This is a genomic window from Streptomyces lateritius (assembly GCF_014649715.1).
GTDB lineage: Bacteria > Actinomycetota > Actinomycetes > Streptomycetales > Streptomycetaceae > Streptomyces > Streptomyces lateritius.
Window position 1 is genome coordinate 221,404 of the sequence record NZ_BMTO01000002.1, and the last position, 23,397, is coordinate 244,800.

Sequence of the window (23,397 nt, forward strand, 5' to 3'; positions counted from 1 at the left end):
CCATGAACGCGCCGTACGACGGTGACCGCGGCCAGGGCGTGGGCGGCGGCGAGCCGTCCGGTGAAACGCCCGCGGCGCCCCCGGGACCCGGCCAGGCGCCGGTTACCCCGCCGCAGCAGCCCGCCTCGGATCCGTACGCCCAGAACCAGTACGCCGAGGACCAGTACGCCCAGGACCCCTATGTCCAGGACGCCTACACGCACGATCCCTACCAGGCCCAAGACCTGTCGGCCCAGGATCCGGTGACCGAGGCGCTCTACGACCGCGCCGCGCACCCCCCGCCCCCTCCGGGCACCTACCAGGAGCCGCAGCCGCTCTACCAGCAGCCCGCCACGCCTCAGCACGCCCCGGACCCGCGGGTCTGGGCGCAGACCCCGGCACCTGAGCCGGACGGGCCCTCCCGTCACCTGCCCTACGGCGACGACGCCCGCACGGTCCAGTTCACCGGCGTGGACGACCTGGTGACCCGGGCCGGCGACGAGCTGCCCGAGCCGGACGCCTTCGCCCACCTCTACCGGGACCAGCAGGCCCCCGGCCAGGTGCCCTCGCCCGCTCCGGAGCCCGATCCGATGCCCGCACCCGCCCCCAAGAAGCCAGGCCGTGCCTCGGGGCTGCTGAAGTCCAGCGCGGTGATGGCGGCCGGCACCCTGGTCTCGCGTCTCACCGGCTTCGTCCGCAGCCTCTTCATCACCGGCGCGCTCGGCGCCGCACTGCTCGGCGACACCTTCACCGTCGCGTACACACTGCCGACGATGATCTACATCCTCACGGTCGGCGGCGGGCTCAACTCGGTCTTCGTGCCGCAGCTGGTCCGCTCGATGAAGAACGACGAGGACGGTGGCGAGGCGTACGCCAACCGTCTGCTGACCCTGGTCATGGTGGCGCTCGGCCTGATCGTGGCCGCCGCCGTCTTCGCGGCCCCGCTTCTGATCCGGCTGATGTCGAACACCATCGCCGACGACGCCGCGGCCAACAGCGTCGCCGTGACGTTCGCCCGCTACTGCCTGCCCACGATCTTCTTCATGGGCGTGCACGTGGTGATGGGTCAGATCCTCAACGCCCGGGGCAAGTTCGGCGCGATGATGTGGACGCCCGTCCTCAACAACATCGTCATGATCGTCACCTTCGGCCTGTTCATCTGGGTCTACGGCACCTCCGCCGAGTCCCACATGGGTGTGCAGACCATTCCGGACGAGGGCATCCGCCTGCTCGGCATCGGCACCCTGCTCGGCCTGGTCGTCCAGGCCCTGGCGATGATCCCCTACCTCCGCGAGGCGGGTTTCCGCTTCCGCCCCCGCTTCGACTGGAAGGGCCACGGTCTCGGCAAGACGGTCAAACTCGCCAAGTGGACCGTGCTGTTCGTCCTGGCCAACCAGGCGGGGGTGCTGGTCGTCACCCAGCTCGCCACCGCGGCCGGTGAGGAGTCCGGCAAGGACGGTGCCGGCTTCCTCGCGTACTCCAACGCCCAGCTGATCTGGGGCATGCCGCAGGCCATCATCACCGTCTCGGTCATGGCGGCGCTGCTGCCCCGTCTCGCCCGCGCGGCCCACGACGACGACCCGGGTACCGTCCGCGACGACATCTCCCAGGGTCTGCGGAACTCGGCCGTCGCCATCGTCCCGGTCGCCTTCGCGTTCCTGGCGCTCGGCGTCCCGATGTGCACCCTGCTCTACGCCTCCAGCGGCATCGAGGCCGCCCAGGGCATGGGCTTCATCCTGATGGCCTTCGGCCTCGGCCTGATCCCGTACTCGGTCCAGTACGTCGTCCTCCGTGGCTTCTACGCCTACGAGGACACCAGGACGCCGTTCTACAACACGGTCATCGTCGCCGCCGTCAACGCGGCTGCCTCGGCCGCCTGTTACTTCCTGCTCCCCGCCCAGTGGGCCGTCGTCGGCATGGCCGGCTCGTACGGGCTGGCGTACGCGGTGGGTGTCGGCGTCGCCTGGCGTCGCCTGCGCAACCGGCTGGGCGGCGACCTGGACGGCGCCCATGTCATGCGGACCTACGCGCGCCTCTGCCTGGCGTCGCTGCCCGCCGCGATCGTCGCCGGCGCGGTGGGATTCGGGCTCCTGAAGACCCTCGGGGAAGGTGCTGTCGGCTCGCTCGTGGCTCTGCTGGTGGGCGGTGTCGTGCTCCTCGCAGTCTTCTTCGTGGCCGCAAAGCGCATGCGGATCGCAGAGCTGAACTCCATGGTGGGTATGGTCCGTGGACGCCTGGGACGGTAAGAAGCCGGCCCCGCACACCATCGTCGGCCCCCGCGTGTCGTGCACAGGGGCCGACTGTGGGCACAATTGGCTTGGCTGTGGGATGTGGCGCAACGGATGGGGAGGCAGGAACGACGGTGGCGGAACGTAGCACGGCTGCCGTCGACGTGGCCGACAACAGCGGTGACGACCCGCTGACCGCCAAGGCGGAGAAGGCCGCGACCGACGGGGTGGCGGAAGCGCAGGACACGGCGGAGAAGTCCGCCGACGACGCAGACAACAAGGCCGGCGACCGGCAGAACGGCGAACAGCCCTCCATCGAGACTCCCGAACTGCACAGCGGGCACAAACTGGCCAGGCGCTACCGCCTCGAGGAGTGCGTCACTCGTCTGGACGGTTTCAGCAGTTGGCGTGCCGTCGACGAGAAGCTGCGTCGCGCGGTCGGCGTTCACCTGCTGCCTGCGGACCACCCCCGGGCCCGTTCGGTCCTCGCCGCGGCCCGCTCCGCGGCGCTGCTCGGCGACCCCCGTTTCGTCCAGGTCCTCGACGCCGTCGAGGAGAACGACCTCGTGTACGTGGTGCACGAGTGGCTTCCCGACTCCGTCGAGTTGACCGCGCTGCTCGCCGCGGGCCCGCTGGAGCCGCACGACGCCTACCAGCTTGTCAGCCAGGTCTCCCAGGCCATGGCCGCCGCTCACCGTGAAGGCCTCGCCCACCTGCGCCTCACACCGAGCGCCGTACTGCGCAGCTCCACCGGCCAGTACCGGATCCGCGGCCTCGCCGTGAACGCCGCTCTGCGTGGCATCAGCGCGGAGCGACCGCAGCGCACCGACACCGAGTCGATCGGCGCTCTGCTGTACGCGTCGCTGACGCAGCGCTGGCCCTACGACAGCGACGCCTACGGGCTCTCCGGACTCCCCAAGGGCGTCGGACTGCTTCCTCCCGACCAGGTGAGGGCCGGGGTCCACCGCGGCCTGTCCGAGATCGCCATGCGCGCCCTGGCCAACGACGGGGCCACCGCCTCGCGCCAGGAGCCGCCGTGCACGACCCCGGACGAGCTCGCCAAGGCCGTGGCGGCGATGCCCCGCATCCGCCCGCCGGAGCCGGAGTTCCCCGCCCCGCCCGAGTACCAGCGCACCACCTACCAGCAGGGCACCTACGGCCGCCCCCAGCAGCGGCCGGGCGTCACCGTCCTCCAGCCGCCCGTGCCGCCCCCCGCCCCGCTGGAGAGCCGTACCGGCAGGGTCCTGAAGTGGGCCGTCTCGGCACTGCTCATCGCGGCGCTCGGACTGGGCAGCTGGCAGGTGGCGGACCGGTTGCTCGACCAGAAGAAGGGGGCCGAGACCCCCAAGAACACCCAGCCGCAGGACGTCGAGGACAAGAAGGAACAGACGACGGGCAAGCCGGTCGCCATCATCGGGGCGCACGACTTCGACCCGCTCGGCGACGGTTCCGAAACCCCCTCGGAGATAGGGAACGCCTACGACGGCGACCCGTCCACGTCGTGGCAGACGTCCAACTACTACGGCTACCCGAACTTCGGCAGGCTGAAGGAGGGTTTGGGGATCGTCCTGGACCTCGGCACGGTCCAGCAGGTCGGCAAGGTGGAGGTCACGTTCGAGGGCACCACCTCGGTGCAGCTGCGGACGGCGCCCGAGGGCGCTTCGTCCCAGCCCTCCTCGCCCGACGGCTTCACCACCCTGGCCGCGCAGTCGGGAACGCACGTGACGCTCGCCCCGGCCAAGCCGGTGAAGACGCGCTACGTTCTCGTCTGGCTGACAGAGCTGCCCAGCAACGCGGGCGGCTACCGCGGCAAGATCTCGGACATCAAGATCACCAGCTAACGCCACCTGGGGAGGAGGCTCACCGTTGGACGAATCCATAGGCGACGACACCAGCGACCAGGAACTGCTGGCGCGGCACGTCGCCGGTGACCCCCAAGCCTTCGGTGAGCTCGTAAGGCGCCACCGCGATCGACTGTGGGCGGTGGCGCTGCGGACCCTGGGGGACCGCGAGGAGGCCGCTGACGCCGTCCAGGACGCCCTCGTCTCGGCCTTCCGGGCCGCCCACACCTTCCGTGGCCAGTCGGCCGTCACGACCTGGCTCCACCGGATCACGGTCAACGCCTGCCTCGACCGAGCCCGCAAGACCGCCTCCCGCAAGACCTCCCCCGTCGACGACACCGCACGCTTCGAGCAACTCCTCGAGCCGGCGGAGTCCGCCGAGGCTCCCGCCGAGCGGCAGGACCTCCACCGCGAGCTGTTGGCCGCCCTCGCCACGCTCCCCAAGGAACAACGCGCAGCGCTCGTCCTCGTCGACATGCAGGGCTACCCCGTCGCCGAGGCGGCACGCATCCTGGATGTGCCCACCGGAACAGTGAAGAGTCGCTGTGCACGCGGCCGGGCCCGGCTGCTGCCGATGCTCACTCATCTGCGCGCCGACACGGTGGGTAACGAAGGCCTCGACGGGGGAAGGAACCGGACGCCGGGGACATCCGTCCCACCGGTGTCGGGGTCATCGAATACCGGTCCGAACGGCCCGGCAGCTGTGAAGGGCGGAGGTGGGCGCGCGTGAGTTCCACGACCGGCATGGCCGACACGACACAGCACCCGGACGTCACGGAGATCTCCGACCTCACCGAGGGGCTGCTCCCGCCGTCCCGGACCGCTGCCGTACGCAAGCACATCGAGGGCTGTCCGCTCTGCGCCGATGTACGGGCCTCACTGGAGGAGATCCGCGGGCTGCTGGGAACGCTCCCCGGCCCACCGCGGATGCCCGCCGAGATCGCCGGTCGGATCGCCGCCGCTCTGGCCGCCGAAGCGCTTCTCGACGCCACCACCCCGGACGTCGGCACCGATGTTTCACGTGAAACAGCGAGCACTCGGCCCGAGCCGTCCCTGTCTTCGCCGCCGTCGCCGACGGCTGACCGCCCCGCCGGACGCCCTCGGGCCGCCACGGGGCCTGGCCGACCCGGCAGGGCGCGGCGCCGCCGCATCGCGGCGCTCGGCGCGGCCTTCGGAGCCGCGGCCCTGGGCATGAGCCTCTTCTTCGTCCAGGGAGGCGTACAGACCCTCAGCGGCGAATCCGGCGACACAAAAAGTGACACGGCCGTCCGCTCCGCCGCGTCCGGCCACTTCGACGGCACGCCGGTCGAGGCCCGGGTTCAGGCACTCCTGCATCAGGAGGACAACGTGAGGGCCCCCCGGGGGACGGCCCCCGAGTCGATGTCCGCCGAGGGTGGTGACACCCCGATGCGAGGCACGGCCGAGTCGGCGCCGGGCTGCGTCACAGCGGGCACCGGCCGCACCGAACCGGTTCTCGCCTTCCAGAAGGGGGAGTACCAGGGGACAGCGGCCTATCTCCTCCTGCTGCCCCATGCCACCGACGGCTCTCGTGTGCAGGCCTACGTGCTGGACGCCTCCTGCACGGACGCGGGCGGGAAAGGCAGGGCGAAGGTTCTCCTCACGCAGTCCTACCCTCGCTCCTGACGTGGCCACCGTGCCGCGCGGCGGACTCGGGAATGCTCGCCCCTTAGGATCCGTTGGGTGGGGTGAGAGTCACCGACCGATCGCCCCGTAGGCAGTAGGCAGTCTGCAGAGACGAGGAAGAAACCCGTGAGCGACGTCCGTAACGTGATCATCATCGGCTCGGGGCCCGCGGGTTATACCGCTGCGCTCTACACAGCACGTGCGTCGCTGAAGCCGCTGGTCTTCGAGGGAGCTGTCACCGCCGGTGGCGCCCTGATGAACACCACCGACGTGGAGAACTTCCCCGGCTTCCGTGACGGCATCATGGGCCCGGACCTGATGGACAACATGCGCGCCCAGGCCGAGCGCTTCGGCGCCGAGCTGGTCCCGGACGACGTCGTCGCCGTGGACCTGACGGGTGACATCAAGACCGTCACGGACACCGCCGGCACCGTGCACCGCGCGAAGGCCGTCATCGTCACGACCGGCTCCCAGCACCGCAAGCTCGGCCTGCCCAACGAGGACGTGCTCTCCGGCCGCGGTGTCTCCTGGTGCGCCACGTGCGACGGATTCTTCTTCAAGGACCAGGACATCGCCGTCGTCGGCGGCGGCGACACCGCGATGGAGGAGGCCACGTTCCTCTCCCGCTTCGCCAAGTCCGTCACCATCGTCCACCGCCGTGACACTCTGCGCGCCTCGAAGGCGATGCAGGAGCGCGCCTTCGCCGACCCGAAGATCAAGTTCGCCTGGGACAGCGAGGTCGCCGAGATCCACGGCGACCAGAAGCTCTCCGGTCTGACGCTCCGGAACACCAAGACCGGCGAAACCAGCGAGCTGCCGGTGACCGGTCTCTTCATCGCCGTGGGCCACGACCCGCGCACGGAGCTCTTCCAGGGCCAGCTGGAGCTGGACGAGGAGGGTTACCTCAAGGTCGACGCCCCGTCGACGCGGACGAACATCCCCGGTGTCTTCGGAGCCGGTGACGTCGTCGACCACACCTACCGTCAGGCGATCACCGCTGCCGGAACGGGCTGCTCCTCCGCCCTGGACGCCGAGCGCTTCCTGGCCGCCCTCGCCGACAGCGACAAGCTCGCCGAGCCGGAGAAGACCCCCGCGGTCTGACCCACCGGCTTTCCTCCCCACCCCACACCCCGCGAAGTTAAGGAGGCCGCTGTGGCCCTGAAGACCGTGACCGACGCTTCTTTCGAAGAGGACGTTCTCAAGAGCGACAAGCCCGTCCTGGTGGACTTCTGGGCCGCGTGGTGCGGCCCGTGCCGCCAGATCGCCCCGTCGCTGGAGGCCATCGCCGCCGAGCACGGCGAGATCGAGATCGTGAAGCTCAACATCGACGAGAACCCGGCCACAGCCGCGAAGTACGGCGTCATGTCGATCCCGACGCTGAACGTCTACCAGAATGGCGAGGTCGTGAAGACCATCGTCGGCGCCAAGCCGAAGGCCGCGATTCTCCGTGACCTCGAGGGCTTCGTCGAGGCCAGCAAGGCCTGACGCCTCTGTTTCACGTGAAACACGAACGGCCCGTCCCCTTCGAGGGACGGGCCGTTGTCGTACCGACTGAAGGTGAGACTACAGCGGCCGCAGCACCGGTTCCTTCTGAACGGCTCCCAGAAGCCGGTCCAGGGCGAGTTCGACGTCCTCCTTCCAGGAGAGCGTCGTCCTGAGCTCCAACCTCAGCCGGGGATGCGCGGGGTGCTGCCGTACGGTCTTGAAGCCCACCGCCAGGAGGTGGTCCGCCGGCAGCACGCACGCCGGTTCTTTCCACCGGGCATCACCGAAGGCCTCGATCGCCTTGAACCCCCGCCGCAGCAAATCCTTGGCGACGGTCTGCACCATCGTCCGCCCGAGTCCCTGCCCCTGATAGCCCGGCATGATCCAGGCCGTCATCAACTGCACCGCGTCGGCGGAGACGGGACTCGTGGGAAAGGCCATGGACCGTGGGACATACGCCGGGGGCGCGTACAGGACAAAGCCGACAGGAACCTCGTCCACATAGACGACCCGCCCGCAGGAACCCCACTCCAACAGGACGGCGGAGATCCAGGCTTCCTTCTCCAGCTCTGGCCGGCCCGCTTTCACGGCGGCCTCTCCGCTGACGGGGTCGAGCTCCCAGAAGACGCAGGAGCGACACCGCTTGGGGAGATCCGGAAGGTTGTCCAGAGTGAGCGGTACGAGCCGACGCCCCACGGCTGTTCCTCGCTTCCCTTGACCATCGCAGCATGGATACGCCCTCCTGGAATCGTATCCATCGGACGATCAGGGCGATACCGCACACAGGCAAAGGGCGGACCGTGGTCCGGCCTTCACCGGTGCACGGCCCGCCCTGGGCGATACGGGGGAGATCAGCCCTCGTCGGCTTCCTCGCTCTGGTCGGCGTTGCTCTGGTCCAGGACGCACCCTTCGCCGGGAGCCAAGGTCGAGAGAATCCGGTCCAGATCCTCTATCGAGGCGAACTCGACGACGATCTTGCCTTTCTTCTGCCCGAGGTCGACCTTCACGCGCGTCTCGAAACGATCCGAGAGCCGGGAGGCCAGGTCCGTCAGCGCCGGCGACACCCGCCCACCCGCCCGCGGCCCCTTGGGCTTCGTCGTGGCCGTGGGCTCCGAGCCCATCAACGTCACGATCTCCTCGACCGCACGCACCGAGAGCCCCTCGGCCACGATCCGGTACGCCAGTTTGTCCTGCGTCTCCGGGTCGTCTACGGAGAGCAGGGCGCGGGCGTGGCCGGCCGAGAGGACCCCGGCGGCCACCCGACGCTGAACCGGCGGGGAGAGACGCAGCAGACGCAGCGTGTTGGAGACCTGCGGACGCGAGCGCCCGATCCGGTCGGCCAGCTGGTCATGGGTGCAGTTGAAGTCCTTGAGCAGCTGGTCGTAGGCCGCGGCCTCCTCCAGCGGGTTCAGCTGCGCCCGGTGAAGGTTCTCCAGGAGGGCGTCCAGCAGGAGCTTCTCGTCGTCCGTGGCACGAACGATCGCGGGGATGCGCTCCAGACCAGCCTCACGGCAAGCCCTCCACCGGCGCTCGCCCATGATGAGCTCGTAACGCTCGGTGCCCAGCTGTCGGACGACGACGGGCTGCAGCAGACCGACCTCCTTGATGGAGGTGATCAGCTCGGCCAGTGCGTCCTCGTCGAAGACCTCACGCGGCTGTCGCGGGTTGGGCGTGATGAAGTCCAACGGCAGCTCGGCGAAGTGAGCCCCGGCAGGAGACTCCGGCTCCAGGGCCGACTCGTTCTCACGCATCGGCTCCGTCGGCATCACCGCGTCCGGGGCCTGCGGACTCTGCGGAAGAGTCGCCACCTTGGCAGCGGCCACTCCGCGCTCCGTCGAGAGTCCCGGAACGGCACCAGGGGTGGAGGAGCTCGCCCCCACACCGACAGCCGGCACCTGCCGCTCCTGGGGAGCAGCCGGGATCAGCGCACCGAGCCCACGCCCCAATCCCCTACGTCGCTCACTCACTGGATCCCCTCCGACATGTTCTGCTGGCTGTTCTGGTGGCCCGCTCGGGCATGCTGCGGGTCGTAGTGGATGCCCACACCGCGCATCGCGATCTCGCGAGCCGCTTCGAGATACGACAGCGAGCCACTGGAGCCCGGGTCGTAGGTGAGGACGGTCTGCCCGTAGCTCGGCGCCTCCGAGATGCGTACGGATCGAGGGATGCTCGTGCGCAGCACCTCCTTGCCGAAGTGGCTGCGTACCTCGTCGGCGACCTGCGAGGCGAGCCTCGTCCGGCCGTCGTACATGGTGAGCAGGATCGTCGAGACATGCAGCGTGGGGTTGAGGTGCCCACGCACCAGGTCGACGTTCCGCAGGAGCTGCCCCAGCCCCTCCAGCGCGTAGTACTCGCACTGGATGGGGATCAGGACCTCGGCCCCCGCCACCATGGCGTTGACCGTCAGCAGACCGAGCGACGGCGGGCAGTCGATCAGGATGTAGTCGAGCGGCTGCTCGTACGCCTGGATCGCGCGCTGCAGTCGACTCTCCCGCGCCACCAGCGATACCAGCTCGATCTCCGCACCGGCGAGATCGATGGTCGCGGGGGCACAGAAGAGGCCTTCGACGTCCTGTACGGGCTGCACCACGTCGGAAAGCGGCTTGCTCTCCACCAGGACGTCATAGATCGAGGGGACTTCGGCGTGATGGTCGATTCCCAGAGCGGTCGAGGCATTGCCCTGCGGGTCGAGGTCGATGACCAGGACCCTGGCGCCATGCAACGCCAGAGAAGCGGCAAGGTTGACCGTCGTGGTCGTCTTGCCCACCCCGCCCTTCTGGTTGGCGACCACCATGACGCGCGTCTGGGCGGGCCGAGGAAGACCCTCGCCGGCACGCCCCAGGGCCTCTACTGCCAGTTGGGCAGCACGACCAATGGGGGTGTCGTCCATCGGGGGCGGTGTTTCACGTGAAACATCCTCCCCCACCGATTCGGTTCGGGGACCGGGGACCGGATCGGTCATCGGTCCCGCGATGTTGGCGTCGGACCGCAAGGATTCACTCTCCTCGGCTTCAGGCTCGCGATGGACAGAGCCTGCCATGCTTTCGGGGTCGTGAACCAGCGAGGCCCGTGGTTCTGTGGACGAATCCACCTCTGTGGACAATCCCCTCACCCTCGCGGGGGGTTTCACGGGCGGCTTACGGTCCCGGGGCGTGGCGGCCGCGCGGCCGCGGCTGATGATCCCCTGCAGCAGTGAGCGACGTTTCACGTGAAACACGATGCACTCGCCGTCGACCCAGGACCGCTCGACACTCCGAAATACGTACGTATGGCAGCTTTTACGGATCAGTTGAGCTCTGTTGACGACTCAGCGACGACGACGGGTCCTGCTGGGGCGGGCCGCCTTGGCCCGCTTGGCGGCGAACCTCACACCGCCCGGGCTCTCGCCGACCTCCACCCGTACGACGGTCGACAACGGGTCCACGATGCCTTCACCGACCTGCAGCACTGTGGTTTCCACCACACCGAGCTTGGAGAGCGCCGCGCGAGCGCCGTCGATCTCCTCCTCCGCCGTGTCTCCCTTGAGGGCCAGCATCTCTCCGTAAGGACGCAGGAGCGGAACACCCCAGCCTGCCAGCCGGTCCAATGGGGCAACGGCGCGCGCGGTCACCACATGGACGGGCGGGAGCGTGCCGAGCACCTCCTCGGCACGGCCGCGGACCACGGTCACATGGTCGAGTCCGAGCAGCTCCACGACCTCCTGCAAGAAGTTCGTCCGGCGGAGCAGCGGTTCCAGGAGCGTGATCTTCAGGTCCGGTCGGACCAGGGCCAGCGGGATACCGGGCAGGCCGGCGCCAGAGCCGACATCGCACACGGTGACTCCCTCGGGGACCACCTCGGAGAGCACCGCGCAGTTCAGCAGGTGCCGCTCCCACAGCCGGGGCACCTCGCGCGGGCCGATCAGGCCACGCTTGACGCCCGCGTCCGCGAGGAGCTCCGCGTACCGGACAGCCTCCGGGAAGTACTCACCGAATACCGTCCGCGCCTGTTCGGGCGCAGGGGGGAGCTCCGCTGCCTCCGTCACGGGAACCGTCCTTCCGTACCGCACGCATAGGTGCGAGCGCACTGTGGTGGCTGAGTATCAGGCTGACAAGATCGGCCCCGCCTGCGAGCAGACGGGGCCGACACTGCGAAAGGGCTCAGGCAGGGAGAACGACGACGAAGCGCTGCGGCTCCTCGCCCTCGGACTCGCTGCGCAGACCGGCGGCGGCGACCGCGTCGTGCACGACCTTGCGCTCGAACGGCGTCATCGGGTCCAGCTTGACCGGCTCACCGGTCGCCTTCACCTCGGACGCGGCCTTGGCACCGATCTCGGCGAGCTCCGTACGCTTCTTGGCACGGAACCCGGCGATGTCGAGCATCAGCCGGCTGCGGTCACCGGTCTCCCGGTGCACGGCCAGGCGGGTCAGCTCCTGGAGCGCCTCCAGAACCTCGCCGTCGCGGCCGACCAGCTTCTGCAGGTCGCGGCTGCTCGAGTCGCTGACGATCGAGACCGCGGCCCGGTCCGCCTCGACATCCATGTCGATGTCGCCGTCGAGGTCGGCGATGTCGAGCAGACCTTCGAGGTAGTCGGCCGCGATCTCACCCTCCTGCTCAAGGCGGGTCAGGGTGTCGCCACCCTCGGCGGCGGCGGAAATGGTGCCTTCCGTCACGGATCGACTCCTTCTACTTCTTGGACGACGGGTGCTTGGGGCGCTGCTGGCCCTTGCGCTGACCGGACTTGGCCTGACGGGAGGCTCCGGAGTTGGCCCGGCTCGGCCGCGCGGGCTTGTCGCCCTGCGCCGAGTCCTTGGCCTCGTCCTGAACCGCGTCCTGCGGTTTCTTCTCCAGCGAGGTGGTGGTCTCGCCGGAATCGGTGGAGTCGGCGACGTCCTCGGAGCTCTTCGCCGTGGACTGCTGGGCCGCGGCGGCCTGGCGCTTCGCCTTGGTCTGGCGCTTGGGCTGCTGGCGCCTGACGGCGCCGCCCTCGGCCTCGGCGGTGACGGTGTCGCTCTTGATCACGGTGCCGTCGGGCTGGGCCGCGAAGCCGGCCTTGGCCAGACCCGCGAAGAAGCGGCGCTCGTTCTCGTTGCGGTCGCTGCCCTTGGCCACGATGGCCTTGACGACGTTCTTGCGGCGACGGCCGCGGACCTCGCCGTGCGCCCCGACGTTCTTCAGAAGGCGCTGGAGGTAGGCGTCCTGGGCCTTGCTGCCCGGGGTCGGGTTCTGGTTGATCACGTACATCTGCTGACCCATGGTCCACACGTTCGTGGTCAGCCAGTAGACGAGAACACCGACGGGGAAGTTGATGCCCATGACCGCGAAGATCAGCGGGAAGATGTACATGAGCATCTTCTGCTGCTGCATGTACGGCGTCTTCACCGAGAGGTCGACGTTCTTCATCATCAGCTGGCGCTGGGTGAAGAACTGCGAGGCCGACATCAGGATGATCATGACTGCGGTGACGATGCGGACCGAGGTCAGCGAAGCGTCGAGAGCGGCGACTTCCTGAGCGCTGTCGGTGAAGGTCGCGGCCAGCGGGGCGCCGAAGATGTGCGCCTGCCGCGCGCTGTCGAGCAGTGACTGGTTGATGACACCGACCGTGTCGCCCTCGGCGATGTTGGAGAGCACGTGGTACAGCGCGAAGAAGAACGGCGACTGCGCCAGGATGGGAAGGCACGAGGAGAGCGGGTTGGTGCCCGTCTCCTTGTACAGCTTCATCATCTCTTCGGACTGACGCTGCTTGTCGCTCTTGTAGCGCTCCTGGATCGCCTTCATCTTCGGCTGGAGCGCCTGCATGTTCCGGGTCGACTTGATCTGCTTGACGAACAGCGGGATCAGACAGATCCGGATCAGCACCACGAGGGACACGATCGACAGGCCCCAGGCCCAGCCCGTGTCAGGACCGAAGATCGCCCCGTACACCTTGTGGAACTGGACGATCACCCATGAGACAGGTGTGGTGATGAAGCTGAAAAAACTGGCAATCGTGTCCACTAATCAGGCTCCTTGAGCATTGGGCGAGGTCTCTGCGGCCGGGCTCGTCTCGGCGGTGGACCCGCCCTTGTCGTCACGCAGCGCGTTCCGCAGCATTTCGTGCCAGCGAGGACGCTTGCGCGCGGGCACGTGGTCCACGCCGCCGGGCGACCACGGATTGCACCGCAGGATGCGCCAGGCGGTCAGGGCGGTGCCCTTGATCGCGCCATGCCGGTCGATGGCCGTGAATCCGTAGTGGGAACACGACGGGTAGTACCGGCAGACGGGCCCGAGGAGCGGGCTGATCGTCCACTGGTACAGCTTGATGAGAGCCAGCAGCGGGTACTTCATCGCGTGCCCCCTCCCAGGAGCCGCTGAAGCGCGGCGTCCAGGTCTCGGGCCAGCTGTGCGTGATCGGCGTCACCGGCTCCGGGCAACGCCCGTACGACCACCAGGCTACCGGGGGGCAGCTCGGAGAGCCGTTCGCGGACGAGATGGCGGAGACGTCGCTTGACCTGGTTGCGGACGACCGAACCGCCCACGGCCTTGCTCACGACGAAACCCGCACGCGTCGGGGAAGCGCTCTCCCCAGGCGCGTGCGGGTCCGTTGCACCGCTGCTCAGATGGACGACGAGGAGCGGGCGACCGGCCCGGCGACCTCGGCGTACCGCGGTTGCGAAGTCCTCGCGCCGCCTCAGCCGATTCTCGGTAGGCAGCACGTCATGACCTGTTTAAGCGGATCAGGCGGACAGGCTCGCGCGACCCTTGGCACGACGGTTCGCCAGGATGGCGCGACCGGCACGCGTGCGCATCCGCAGGCGGAAGCCGTGGGTCTTGGCGCGACGACGGTTGTTCGGCTGGAAGGTGCGCTTGCTCACTCGGGGGCTCCAGAAATGATTCGTTGGTGGCGGGACATCGCCTGGCTGTCACCGTGCGCCCACGAGTAGCTCGCAATACGCCCGAGTGCACCGCTTCACGATCACAGACCGTGATCTTTGCCCATCGGAGGCAGGCGGCAGCAGCCATCGACAACTCGACCTGGTTACGGTACGCGCGGCTACGCCATCCGGTCAAACCGGCCGATCACCGGGGTCCCATTGTGCACAGGCTGTGGACAACGACTTGAACGAGGTCAGCCGCCACGACTACCGTGGCTGGACTCCTGAACCTTTTCCCGTTCTGTCCTTACCTGTCCTCACGGACTTCGACCTACCGTCCCGAGAACCACACATTCGTGGGACCTGCGAGGAAGCGTGCCCTGTGGCTGACGTACCTGCCGATCTTGCCGCAGTGTGGCCACGCGTGCTGGAGCAGCTCCTCGGAGAAGGCCAGCAGGGCATCGAGCCCAAGGACAAGCAGTGGATCGAGCGCTGCCAGCCTCTCGCACTGGTGGCCGACACCGCGCTCCTCGCCGTTCCCAACGAGTGGGGCAAGCGGGTTCTCGAGGGACGTCTGGCGCCGCTGATCAGCGAGACGCTGAGCCGCGAGTGCGGCCGTCCGATCCGGATCGCGATCACCGTCGACGACTCGGCCGGCGAGCCGACCCCGCCGGCCCCGCCCGTCCAGCAGCAGCGCTACGACGAGCGCCCGCCGACGGAGTCCTACGAGAAATACGACGGGTACGGCCATCGGCCGATGCCCGACGACGGGCTGCCCACCGCGCGCCCCGCCTACCCGGACTACCAGCAGCCGCGCCCGGACCCGGGCTCCTGGCCGCGCACCCAGGAGGACCTCTCCTGGCAGCAGCCGCGGCTCGGCGGCTACCAGGAGCGCGACCCGTACGCGGGTCCCCGTCAGCAGCAGTCCCGGTACGACGAGCGGCCGCCGGCCTACGACCAGCCGCAGCGGCCGGAGCGGGGCGAGCTGACCGATCCGCAGAGCCACGGCACGGGTCACGGCGTGGGCCACGGAGCAGGCCAGGGGCAGCGTCCGGGCGGCCCCGTGGGCGGCGGTCCGGGAGTGGGCCGTCCCGGCTCGTCCTCCGGGCAGCAGCCGTCGTCCGGTGCCCCGGGCGAGCAGCACGCGCGACTCAACCCCAAGTACCTCTTCGACACCTTCGTCATCGGCTCCTCGAACCGGTTCGCGCACGCGGCCGCCGTCGCGGTGGCCGAGGCGCCCGCGAAGGCGTACAACCCGCTCTTCATCTACGGAGAGTCGGGACTCGGCAAGACGCACCTGCTGCACGCCATCGGGCACTACGCGCGCAGCCTCTACCCGGGCACCCGGGTGCGGTACGTGAGCTCGGAGGAGTTCACCAACGAGTTCATCAACTCGATCCGCGACGGCAAGGGCGACACCTTCCGCAAGCGCTACCGCGATGTGGACATCCTGCTGGTCGACGACATCCAGTTCCTCGCGAGCAAGGAGTCGACGCAGGAGGAGTTCTTCCACACCTTCAACACGCTCCACAACGCGAACAAGCAGATCGTGCTCTCCTCGGACCGGCCGCCCAAGCAGCTGATGACCCTGGAGGACCGGCTGCGCAACCGCTTCGAGTGGGGTCTGACCACCGACGTGCAGCCGCCGGAGCTGGAGACGCGGATCGCGATCCTCCGCAAGAAGGCGGTCCAGGAGCAGCTCAACGCCCCGCCGGAGGTGCTGGAGTTCATCGCCTCCCGGATCTCCCGGAACATCCGTGAGCTGGAAGGCGCACTGATCCGGGTCACCGCCTTCGCCAGCCTCAACCGGCAGCCGGTGGACCTGGGGCTCACCGAGATCGTGCTGAAGGACCTGATCCCCGGCGGCGAGGACTCGGCGCCGGAGATCACCGCCCCGGCGATCATGGCCGCGACCGCGGACTACTTCGGGCTGACGGTGGAGGACCTCTGTGGATCCTCGCGAAGCCGGGTGCTGGTGACGGCCCGCCAGATCGCCATGTACCTGTGCCGCGAGCTCACGGACCTGTCGCTGCCGAAGATCGGCGCGCAGTTCGGTGGCCGCGACCATACGACGGTGATGCACGCGGACCGCAAGATCCGCGCGCTCATGGCCGAGCGGCGCTCCATCTACAACCAGGTCACCGAGCTGACCAACCGCATCAAGAACGGCTGAGGGAGCCGCACCACACCCTCCGAAGGGCGCTCCGGGACATCCCCCGGAGCGCCCTTCGGCGTCCCCGGCCGCGCCGCCGGCCCCTGTCCACATGCCTGTGCACCGTCGCGCTGTTCGAGTCGGCGGAGGGGGTGGCGGGTTCTCCACAGATTGGGGGATGATCTCCCGTCCACAGGGTGGGGACTGCGGAGTTATCCGGATCGCCTCCACAGGCGTCCCGGTGGACTGGGCATCTCACCAGGTCAGAGGGGTGTGGATTTGTTGGCAACCTTGATCCACAGCCTGTGGACGAAATCTTCGTCCACAGGGCGCCCCGAAGGTTGTCCACTGGCAACCCACAGGCGGCTCGTGGTTGCCCACAGCTTCTCCACACCGCTGTCCACTGTTCGGCAACGAAACACCCCGGCTCACTGCGGCGAGTGAAAGCGGTCACACCAAGGGAGACGATTGGGCTGTGGGGAACGTGGGTAAAGCTGGGGACAGCACTGGGGAGAACTCCCCATGGCCTGTGTACCGGGTGTGCAGAACTTTCGGGTGTCCACAGAACGCCCCGGTTGTCCACGGGCTCCACCCACAGGCACGGTGGACAAAAAACCGGCGTTGACCTGCGGGTATGGCGTTATCCACCGTTTCCACAGGCCCTACTACTACTCCCACCTAGAGATAGCCCGGAATCCGCTTCGAAGTGGGACCTGTGCACAACTCGGCGCCGGAGCCTCGGCGGCCTCTTGTCGCGACTTGACCCCGAGCCGCACCGAGTGTCGGCGGCGTACGTCAGACTGGTTCCCGCAGTCGACGAAGAGCCAGCAACAGCAGGAGGCGGTTCCGGTGAAGATCCGGGTGGAGCGCGATGTACTCGCGGAGGCGGTGGCCTGGGTGGCCCGCAGCCTTCCGGCCCGTCCGCCGGCGCCCGTGCTCGCGGGCCTTCTGCTGAAGGCCGAGGACGGCGCGCTGAGCTTCTCGAGCTTCGACTACGAGGTCTCGGCCCGCGTCTCCGTCGAGGCGGAGGTCGAGGAGGACGGCACCGTCCTGGTCTCCGGCCGCCTGCTCGCCGACATCTGCCGCGCGCTCCCCAACCGGCCGGTGGAGATCTCCACAGACGGTGTACGGGCGACCGTGGTCTGCGGCTCCTCCCGCTTCACCCTCCACACCCTGCCTGTGGAGGAGTACCCGGCGCTGCTGGAGATGCCGACCGCGACCGGCACCGTGCCGGGCGAGGTCTTCGCCTCCGCCGCCGCCCAGGTCGCCATCGCCGCGGGCCGTGACGACACGCTGCCCGTCCTCACCGGTGTGCGCATCGAGATCGAGGGCGACACGGTCACCCTGGCCTCCACCGACCGTTACCGCTTCGCGGTCCGCGAGTTCCTGTGGAAGCCGGAGTCCCCGGACGCCTCCGCCGTCGCCCTGGTGCCCGCGAAGACCCTCCTGGACACCGCCAAGGCACTGACCAGCGGTGACACCGTCACCCTGGCGCTCTCGGGCTCCGGCAAGGGCGAGGGCCTGATCGGTTTCGAGGGCGCGGGCCGCCGCACCACCACCCGGCTGCTCGAAGGCGACCTGCCGAAGTACCGGACGCTCTTCCCCACCGAGTTCAACTCGGTCGCGGTGATCGAGACCGCGCCCTTCGTCGAGGCCGTCAAGCGTGTGGCCCTCGTCGCCGAGCGCAACACCCCGGTCCGGCTCAGCTTCGAGCAGGGCGTGCTGATCCTGGAGGCCGGCTCCAGCGACGACGCACAGGCTGTGGAACGTGTGGACGCGCAGCTGGAGGGCGACGACATCTCGATCGCCTTCAACCCGACCTTCCTGCTCGACGGCCTGAGCGCGATCGACTCCCCGGTCGCCCAGCTCTCCTTCACCACCTCCACCAAGCCGGCGCTCCTGAGCGGCAAGCCGGCCGTGGACGCGGAGGCGGACGAGGCCTACAAGTACCTGATCATGCCGGTGCGCCTCAGCGGCTGACGGGGGCGTCGAGTGAGCGGCTGACCCCACAGGTGTGCACCCGGGTCCGGGCGTAGGCTCGGACGCGGGTACGAACCGCACACGACGCTTAAGGAATCTCTGATGGAGCTCGGTCTCGTCGGTCTCGGCAAGATGGGCGGCAACATGCGTGAGCGCATTCGCCGCGCAGGCCACACCGTCATCGGATACGACCGCAACCCGGACCTCGCCGATGTCCACAGCCTGGAAGAGCTTGTGGGCAAGCTCAAGGGGCCGCGCGTCGTGTGGGTCATGGTCCCGGCCGGTGCCGCGACCCAGTCCACCATCGACGAGCTGGCCGAACTGCTCTCCCCCGGCGACATCGTCGTGGACGGCGGGAACTCCCGCTGGACCGACGACGAGAAGCACGCCGAGGAACTCGCCGCCAAGGGCATCGGGTTCGTCGACTGCGGCGTCTCCGGCGGCGTGTGGGGCCTGGAGAACGGCTACGCGCTGATGTACGGCGGCGACGCCGAGAACGTGGCGAAGGTCCAGCCGATCTTCGACGCCCTCAAGCCCGAGGGCGAGTTCGGCTCCGTCCACGCGGGCAAGGTCGGCGCGGGCCACTTCGCGAAGATGGTCCACAACGGCATCGAGTACGCGATGATGCAGGCGTACGCCGAGGGCTGGGAGCTCCTGGAGAAGGTCGACTCCGTCACCGACGTGCGCGAGGTCTTCCGCTCCTGGCAGGAGGGCACGGTCATCCGTTCCTGGCTGCTGGACCTGGCGGTCAACGCCCTGGACGAGGACGAGCACCTGGAGAGGCTGCGCGGCTTCGCGCAGGACTCCGGCGAGGGCCGGTGGACCGTGGAGGCCGCGATCGACAACGCCGTGCCGCTGCCCGCGATCACCGCTTCGCTGTTCGCCCGGTTCGCGTCCCGTCAGGACGACTCCCCGCAGATGAAGATGATCGCCGCACTGCGCAACCAGTTCGGTGGCCACGCGGTCGAGTCCAAGAAGTAATCCACAGGCTGTGCACCCACGGTGCACAGCAGCCGGGGGAAGGTCGGCGCACACCATGCATGTCACGCATCTGTCGCTGGCCGACTTTCGCTCCTACGCCCGGGTCGAGGTCCCGCTCGACCCGGGCGTCACGGCTTTCGTGGGCGCGAACGGCCAGGGCAAGACGAACCTCGTCGAGGCCGTCGGCTATCTCGCCACCCTCGGCAGCCACCGCGTCGCGTCGGACGCGCCCCTGGTACGGATGGGGGCGGACCGGGCGGTCATCCGCGCCGCCGTCACCCAGGGCGAGCGTTCCCAGCTGATCGAGCTGGAGCTCAACCCGGGGCGCGCGAACCGGGCCCGTATCAACCGATCCTCGCAGGTCAGACCGCGTGACGTGCTGGGGATCGTACGGACCGTGCTGTTCGCGCCGGAGGATCTCGCCCTGGTCAAGGGCGATCCCGGGGAGCGCCGGCGCTTCCTCGACGAACTGATCACGGCGCGCTCGCCGCGCATGGCCGGCGTGCGGTCCGACTACGAGCGCGTGCTGAAGCAGCGCAACACCCTGCTGAAGTCCGCGGCGATGGCCCGGCGGCACGGGGGTCGTGGCATGGACCTGTCTACCCTCGACGTGTGGGACCAGCATCTGGCCCGGGCGGGCGCCGAGCTGCTCGCCCAGCGGCTGGATCTGATCGGTGTGCTGCAGCCGCTGGCCGACAAGGCGTACGACCAGCTGGCGCCGGGCGGCGGACCGATTCTGCTGGAGTACCGGCCGTCCGCGCCGGGACCAGGGCAGACGCGGGAGGAGCTGTACGAGCAGCTGATCGCCGCGCTCGCGGAGGTGCGCAAGCAGGAGATCGAGCGGGGCGTCACGCTGGTCGGCCCGCACCGGGACGAGCTGCTGCTCAAGCTCGGGGACCTGCCGGCGAAGGGGTACGCGAGTCACGGGGAGTCCTGGTCGTACGCGCTGGCGCTGCGACTGGCCTCGTACGACCTGCTGCGCGCGGAGGGGAACGAGCCGGTGCTCGTCCTCGACGACGTCTTCGCCGAGTTGGACGCGCGGCGCCGGGAGCGGCTGGCAGAGCTGGTGGCTCCGGGCGAGCAGGTGCTGGTCACGGCCGCGGTGGACGACGACGTGCCGGGGGTGCTGGCGGGGACGCGGTATGCCGTGGCCGACGGGAACGTGGAGCGGTTGTGAGCGAGAACGAGAGCGGGCGGGTGGAGAGCGGGCGGCTCGGCGGTTCGGAGGCCGAGGGCCCCAAGGTGCCCGAGGCCTCGGGGGTGGATCTCGCGCGGGTCGCGCTGCGCGCCGCCAAGGAGCAGGCGAAGGCTCGGGGCGCCGCCGCCCAGCAGAAGAAGCAGGCCCGGCGGGGCGGCGGGCTGCGCTCCGGCTCCGGAGCGGACGGCCGTGACCCCTTGGCGCTCGGCGCCGCGATCAACCGGCTCATCACCGAGCGTGGCTGGGAGACGCCGGCGGCGGTGGGCGGGGTCATGGGGCGCTGGCCGCAGATCGTGGGCGAGGACCTGGCGAAGCACTGTGTACCGCTGAAGTACGAGGAGGACCCGGAGGCGCGGGTGCTCACCGTGCAGTGCGACTCCACGGCGTGGGCGACGCAGCTCCGTCTCCTCGCACCGAGGCTGGTGGCGCGGCTGAACGAGGACCTGGGGCAGGGGACCGTGCGGATGATCAAGGTCTTGGGGCCGTCTTCGGGGGTGCGGAAGGGGTACGGGCCGCTCAGGGCGCCGGGGTCCGTGGGGCCTGGGGACACGTACGGCTGAGGCGGCCCGTGAGGGCGGGGCGGCCTCGGGGCGCGGGTGCTCGGATGCCGTGGTGCCGGCCGCCCCGGGGTGCCGTGGTGCGAGGCAGGCCTGGGCGCGGGCAGCGCCTTCGTGGCGGTGTGCCCATTCGTTCCTCCGCCGAGGGCTTCGCCCTGGGAAGACCCCCTGCGGAACGATCGCCCACGACGGGGGGAGAGGGTGGGTCCGCCTCTGCGGAATGGTTGCCCACAACCGGTCACTGCTCGAAGCGCTGGGTGGCCGTCAGAGCGTTCTGGAGCCCCTGGGCGTATATGGGGAGTCGGTGAGGACCCGCTCAGGGCGGCACATGAGGACTCAGGTACCGGCAAACCCCCATTCGTGTCAGCGCTACCGGTAGACTGGTAGACAATCCCGCCACCCTGCGGAACATGTCGAACGACGCAGCCGCTCCCGTATGCCCGGAGAACGGCCTGTGCTGTGCCAGAAAGGGCGCTTCGTGGCCGATTCCGGCAACCCCAACGAGAACATTCCGTCCGCCAACGCTGCGTCGTACGACGCCAGCGCCATCACCGTCCTCGAGGGTCTTGACGCGGTCCGCAAGCGACCCGGCATGTACATCGGCTCGACCGGTGAGCGTGGTCTGCACCACATGGTGCAGGAGGTCGTCGACAACTCGGTCGACGAAGCCCTGGCAGGGCACGCGGACACCATTCACGTCACGATCCTCGCCGACGGCGGCGTCCGCGTCGTCGATAACGGCCGCGGCATCCCCGTCGGCATCGTCCCGTCCGAGGGCAAGCCGGCCGTCGAGGTCGTGCTGACGGTCCTCCACGCGGGCGGCAAGTTCGGCGGCGGCGGCTACGCGGTCTCCGGCGGTCTGCACGGCGTCGGCGTCTCCGTCGTCAACGCCCTCTCCACCAAGGTCTCGGTGGAGGTCAAGACCGACGGCCACCGCTGGACGCAGGACTACAAGATGGGCGTCCCCACCGCGCCCCTCGCGCAGCACGAGAAGACCGACGAGACCGGCACCTCGGTCACGTTCTGGTCCGACCCGGACATCTTCGAGACGACCGAGTACTCCTTCGAGACGCTCTCGCGCCGCTTCCAGGAGATGGCCTTCCTCAACAAGGGCCTGACGATCACGCTCACCGACGAGCGGGAGTCCGCGAAGGCCACCGTCGGCGCCGACGACCCCGACGCCGAGGCGGCGGAGGAGCAGCCGGCACGGACGGTGAAGTACCACTACGAGGGCGGCATCGTCGACTTCGTGAAGTACCTCAACTCCCGCAAGGGTGAGCTGATCCACCCCACCGTCATCGACGTCGAGGCCGAGGACAAGGAGCGGATGCTCTCGGTCGAGATCGCGATGCAGTGGAACTCGCAGTACACCGAGGGTGTCTACTCCTTCGCCAACACGATCCACACCCACGAGGGCGGTACGCACGAAGAGGGCTTCCGCGCCGCGCTCACGGGCCTGGTGAACCGGTACGCGCGCGACAAGAAGCTGCTGCGCGAGAAGGACGACAACCTCACCGGTGAGGACATCCGCGAGGGTCTGACGGCGATCATCTCCGTCAAGCTGGGCGAGCCGCAGTTCGAGGGCCAGACCAAGACCAAGCTGGGCAACACGGAGGCGAAGACCTTCGTGCAGAAGGTCGTGCACGAGCACCTCAACGACTGGTTCGACCGGAACCCGAACGAGGCCACGGACATCATCCGTAAGTCGATCCAGGCGGCCACCGCGCGCGTGGCGGCCCGCAAGGCCCGCGACCTGACGCGTCGCAAGGGCCTGCTGGAGAGCGCCTCGCTGCCGGGCAAGCTGTCCGACTGCCAGTCGAACGACCCCTCCAAGTGCGAGATCTTCATCGTCGAGGGCGACTCCGCCGGCGGCTCGGCCAAGTCCGGCCGGAACCCGATGTACCAGGCCATCCTGCCGATCCGAGGCAAGATCCTGAACGTCGAGAAGGCCCGGATCGACAAGATCCTGCAGAACACCGAGGTCCAGGCGCTCATCTCGGCCTTCGGCACCGGAGTGCACGAGGACTTCGACATCGAGAAGCTCCGCTATCACAAGATCATCCTGATGGCGGACGCCGACGTCGACGGCCAGCACATCAACACCCTGCTGTTGACCTTCCTCTTCCGCTTCATGCGGCCGCTGGTCGAGGCCGGCCACGTCTACCTCTCCCGTCCCCCGCTGTACAAGATCAAGTGGGGCCGGGACGACTTCGAGTACGCGTACTCGGACCGTGAGCGCGACGCGCTCGTCGAGCTGGGCAAGCAGAACGGCAAGCGGATCCGCGAGGACTCGATCCAGCGCTTCAAGGGTCTCGGTGAGATGAACGCGGAGGAGCTGCGCATCACCACCATGGACCAGGACCACCGCGTGCTCGGCCAGGTCACCCTCGACGACGCGGCGCAGGCCGACGATCTGTTCTCGGTGCTGATGGGTGAGGACGTCGAGGCGCGGCGCTCGTTCATCCAGCGCAACGCCAAGGACGTTCGCTTCCTCGACATCTGAGTCGGCCTCAGCTGAC

21 protein-coding genes are annotated in these 23,397 nt (G+C 68.9%); 12 read left to right on the forward strand and 9 right to left on the reverse strand.

Features of this window, described 5'->3' with window-relative positions; all coding sequences use genetic code 11:
- Positions 1-2: 2 nt before the first annotated feature.
- The 6 genes from murJ to trxA all read left to right on the forward strand — a co-directional run bounded on the left by murJ (position 3) and on the right by trxA (position 7,177).
- The gene (gene murJ, locus IE136_RS04340) at positions 3-2,225 is read left to right on the forward strand and encodes a murein biosynthesis integral membrane protein MurJ (RefSeq protein WP_158988567.1); all 2,223 of its coding nucleotides are present in this window, start codon (positions 3-5) and stop codon (positions 2,223-2,225) included.
- A gap of 116 nt (positions 2,226-2,341) precedes the next feature.
- Positions 2,342-4,048 (forward strand): protein kinase family protein, encoded by a 1,707-nt coding sequence (locus IE136_RS04345; RefSeq protein ID WP_189599535.1) that lies wholly within the window; start codon positions 2,342-2,344, stop codon positions 4,046-4,048.
- 25 nt (positions 4,049-4,073) lie between these two features.
- Entirely contained in the window at positions 4,074-4,778 is a 705-nt protein-coding gene (sigM, locus tag IE136_RS04350; protein ID WP_158988566.1) for an RNA polymerase sigma factor SigM, read from the forward strand.
- Positions 4,775-5,692, forward strand: coding sequence for an RsmA family anti-sigma factor (locus tag IE136_RS04355; RefSeq protein WP_189599537.1), 918 nt, complete (start codon positions 4,775-4,777; stop codon positions 5,690-5,692). Before sigM ends, IE136_RS04355 begins: the two co-directional genes overlap by 4 nt.
- Before the next feature lie 126 nt (positions 5,693-5,818).
- Positions 5,819-6,793: a thioredoxin-disulfide reductase gene (gene trxB, locus IE136_RS04360; RefSeq protein WP_158988564.1), complete on the forward strand. Its 975-nt coding sequence runs from the start codon at positions 5,819-5,821 to the stop codon at positions 6,791-6,793.
- Positions 6,794-6,844: 51 nt separating this feature from the next.
- On the forward strand, positions 6,845-7,177 hold the full coding sequence (gene trxA, locus IE136_RS04365) for a thioredoxin (RefSeq protein WP_308432372.1): 333 nt from the start codon (positions 6,845-6,847) through the stop codon (positions 7,175-7,177).
- Between the two features lie 78 nt (positions 7,178-7,255).
- Here the strand turns inward: trxA and IE136_RS04370 are convergent, their stop codons facing one another.
- From IE136_RS04370 to rpmH, 9 genes are all read right to left on the reverse strand, one after another.
- On the reverse strand, positions 7,256-7,873 hold the full coding sequence (locus IE136_RS04370; RefSeq protein WP_158988562.1) for a GNAT family N-acetyltransferase: 618 nt from the start codon (positions 7,871-7,873) through the stop codon (positions 7,256-7,258).
- A 155-nt stretch (positions 7,874-8,028) separates the two neighbouring features.
- On the reverse strand, positions 8,029-9,144 hold the full coding sequence (locus IE136_RS04375; RefSeq protein ID WP_158988561.1) for a ParB/RepB/Spo0J family partition protein: 1,116 nt from the start codon (positions 9,142-9,144) through the stop codon (positions 8,029-8,031).
- On the reverse strand, positions 9,141-10,217 hold the full coding sequence (locus IE136_RS04380) for a ParA family protein (protein ID WP_158994477.1): 1,077 nt from the start codon (positions 10,215-10,217) through the stop codon (positions 9,141-9,143). The genes IE136_RS04375 and IE136_RS04380 overlap by 4 nt, the downstream gene beginning before the upstream one ends.
- 267 nt (positions 10,218-10,484) lie before the next feature.
- Entirely contained in the window at positions 10,485-11,201 is a 717-nt protein-coding gene (rsmG, locus tag IE136_RS04385) for a 16S rRNA (guanine(527)-N(7))-methyltransferase RsmG (RefSeq protein ID WP_158988560.1), read from the reverse strand.
- 115 nt (positions 11,202-11,316) lie between these two features.
- Positions 11,317-11,829, reverse strand: a complete 513-nt coding sequence (locus IE136_RS04390; RefSeq protein WP_158988559.1) for a Jag family protein — start codon at positions 11,827-11,829, stop codon at positions 11,317-11,319.
- A 13-nt stretch (positions 11,830-11,842) separates the two neighbouring features.
- Positions 11,843-13,153 carry a membrane protein insertase YidC gene (gene yidC, locus IE136_RS04395; protein WP_158988558.1) on the reverse strand — a complete coding sequence of 437 codons (1,311 nt, stop codon included), beginning with the start codon at positions 13,151-13,153 and terminating at the stop codon, positions 11,843-11,845.
- A 3-nt stretch (positions 13,154-13,156) separates the two neighbouring features.
- A complete protein-coding gene (yidD, locus tag IE136_RS04400) occupies positions 13,157-13,483 on the reverse strand; it encodes a membrane protein insertion efficiency factor YidD (RefSeq protein WP_158988557.1) in 327 nt (108 codons plus the stop codon).
- Positions 13,480-13,851, reverse strand: coding sequence for a ribonuclease P protein component (rnpA, locus tag IE136_RS04405; RefSeq protein ID WP_158988556.1), 372 nt, complete (start codon positions 13,849-13,851; stop codon positions 13,480-13,482). The genes yidD and rnpA overlap by 4 nt, the downstream gene beginning before the upstream one ends.
- Before the next feature lie 21 nt (positions 13,852-13,872).
- Positions 13,873-14,010 (reverse strand): 50S ribosomal protein L34, encoded by a 138-nt coding sequence (gene rpmH / locus IE136_RS04410; RefSeq protein ID WP_015659252.1) that lies wholly within the window; start codon positions 14,008-14,010, stop codon positions 13,873-13,875.
- Between the two features lie 382 nt (positions 14,011-14,392).
- On the opposite strand from rpmH, the gene dnaA reads away from it, so the two are divergent.
- The 6 genes from dnaA to gyrB all read left to right on the forward strand — a co-directional run bounded on the left by dnaA (position 14,393) and on the right by gyrB (position 23,381).
- A complete protein-coding gene (dnaA, locus tag IE136_RS04415) occupies positions 14,393-16,183 on the forward strand; it encodes a chromosomal replication initiator protein DnaA (RefSeq protein ID WP_158988555.1) in 1,791 nt (596 codons plus the stop codon).
- A gap of 828 nt (positions 16,184-17,011) precedes the next feature.
- Entirely contained in the window at positions 17,012-18,142 is a 1,131-nt protein-coding gene (dnaN, locus tag IE136_RS04420) for a DNA polymerase III subunit beta (protein WP_189599539.1), read from the forward strand.
- Positions 18,143-18,244: 102 nt separating this feature from the next.
- Positions 18,245-19,123, forward strand: a complete 879-nt coding sequence (gnd, locus tag IE136_RS04425; RefSeq protein ID WP_189599541.1) for a phosphogluconate dehydrogenase (NAD(+)-dependent, decarboxylating) — start codon at positions 18,245-18,247, stop codon at positions 19,121-19,123.
- Between the two features lie 55 nt (positions 19,124-19,178).
- Positions 19,179-20,300, forward strand: coding sequence for a DNA replication/repair protein RecF (gene recF / locus IE136_RS04430; protein ID WP_158988553.1), 1,122 nt, complete (start codon positions 19,179-19,181; stop codon positions 20,298-20,300).
- Between the two features lie 20 nt (positions 20,301-20,320).
- Entirely contained in the window at positions 20,321-20,881 is a 561-nt protein-coding gene (locus tag IE136_RS04435) for a DciA family protein (RefSeq protein WP_189599750.1), read from the forward strand.
- Between the two features lie 451 nt (positions 20,882-21,332).
- Complete coding sequence (gyrB, locus tag IE136_RS04440) at positions 21,333-23,381, forward strand: DNA topoisomerase (ATP-hydrolyzing) subunit B (RefSeq protein ID WP_158988552.1); 2,049 nt, start codon at positions 21,333-21,335, stop codon at positions 23,379-23,381.
- The last annotated feature ends 16 nt before the right edge of the window (positions 23,382-23,397 follow it).

Bases quoted from the DNA above. Each gene is read 5' to 3' on its own strand.
- murJ (WP_158988567.1), top strand. From the start codon at position 3: ATGAACGCGCCGTACGACGGTGACCGCGGCCAGGGCGTGGGCGGCGGC.
- IE136_RS04380 (WP_158994477.1), bottom strand. From the start codon at position 10,217: ATGGCAGGCTCTGTCCATCGCGAGCCTGAAGCCGAGGAGAGTGAATCC.
- yidD (WP_158988557.1), bottom strand. From the start codon at position 13,483: ATGAAGTACCCGCTGCTGGCTCTCATCAAGCTGTACCAGTGGACGATC.
- gnd (WP_189599541.1), top strand. From the start codon at position 18,245: ATGGAGCTCGGTCTCGTCGGTCTCGGCAAGATGGGCGGCAACATGCGT.
- recF (WP_158988553.1), top strand. From the start codon at position 19,179: ATGCATGTCACGCATCTGTCGCTGGCCGACTTTCGCTCCTACGCCCGG.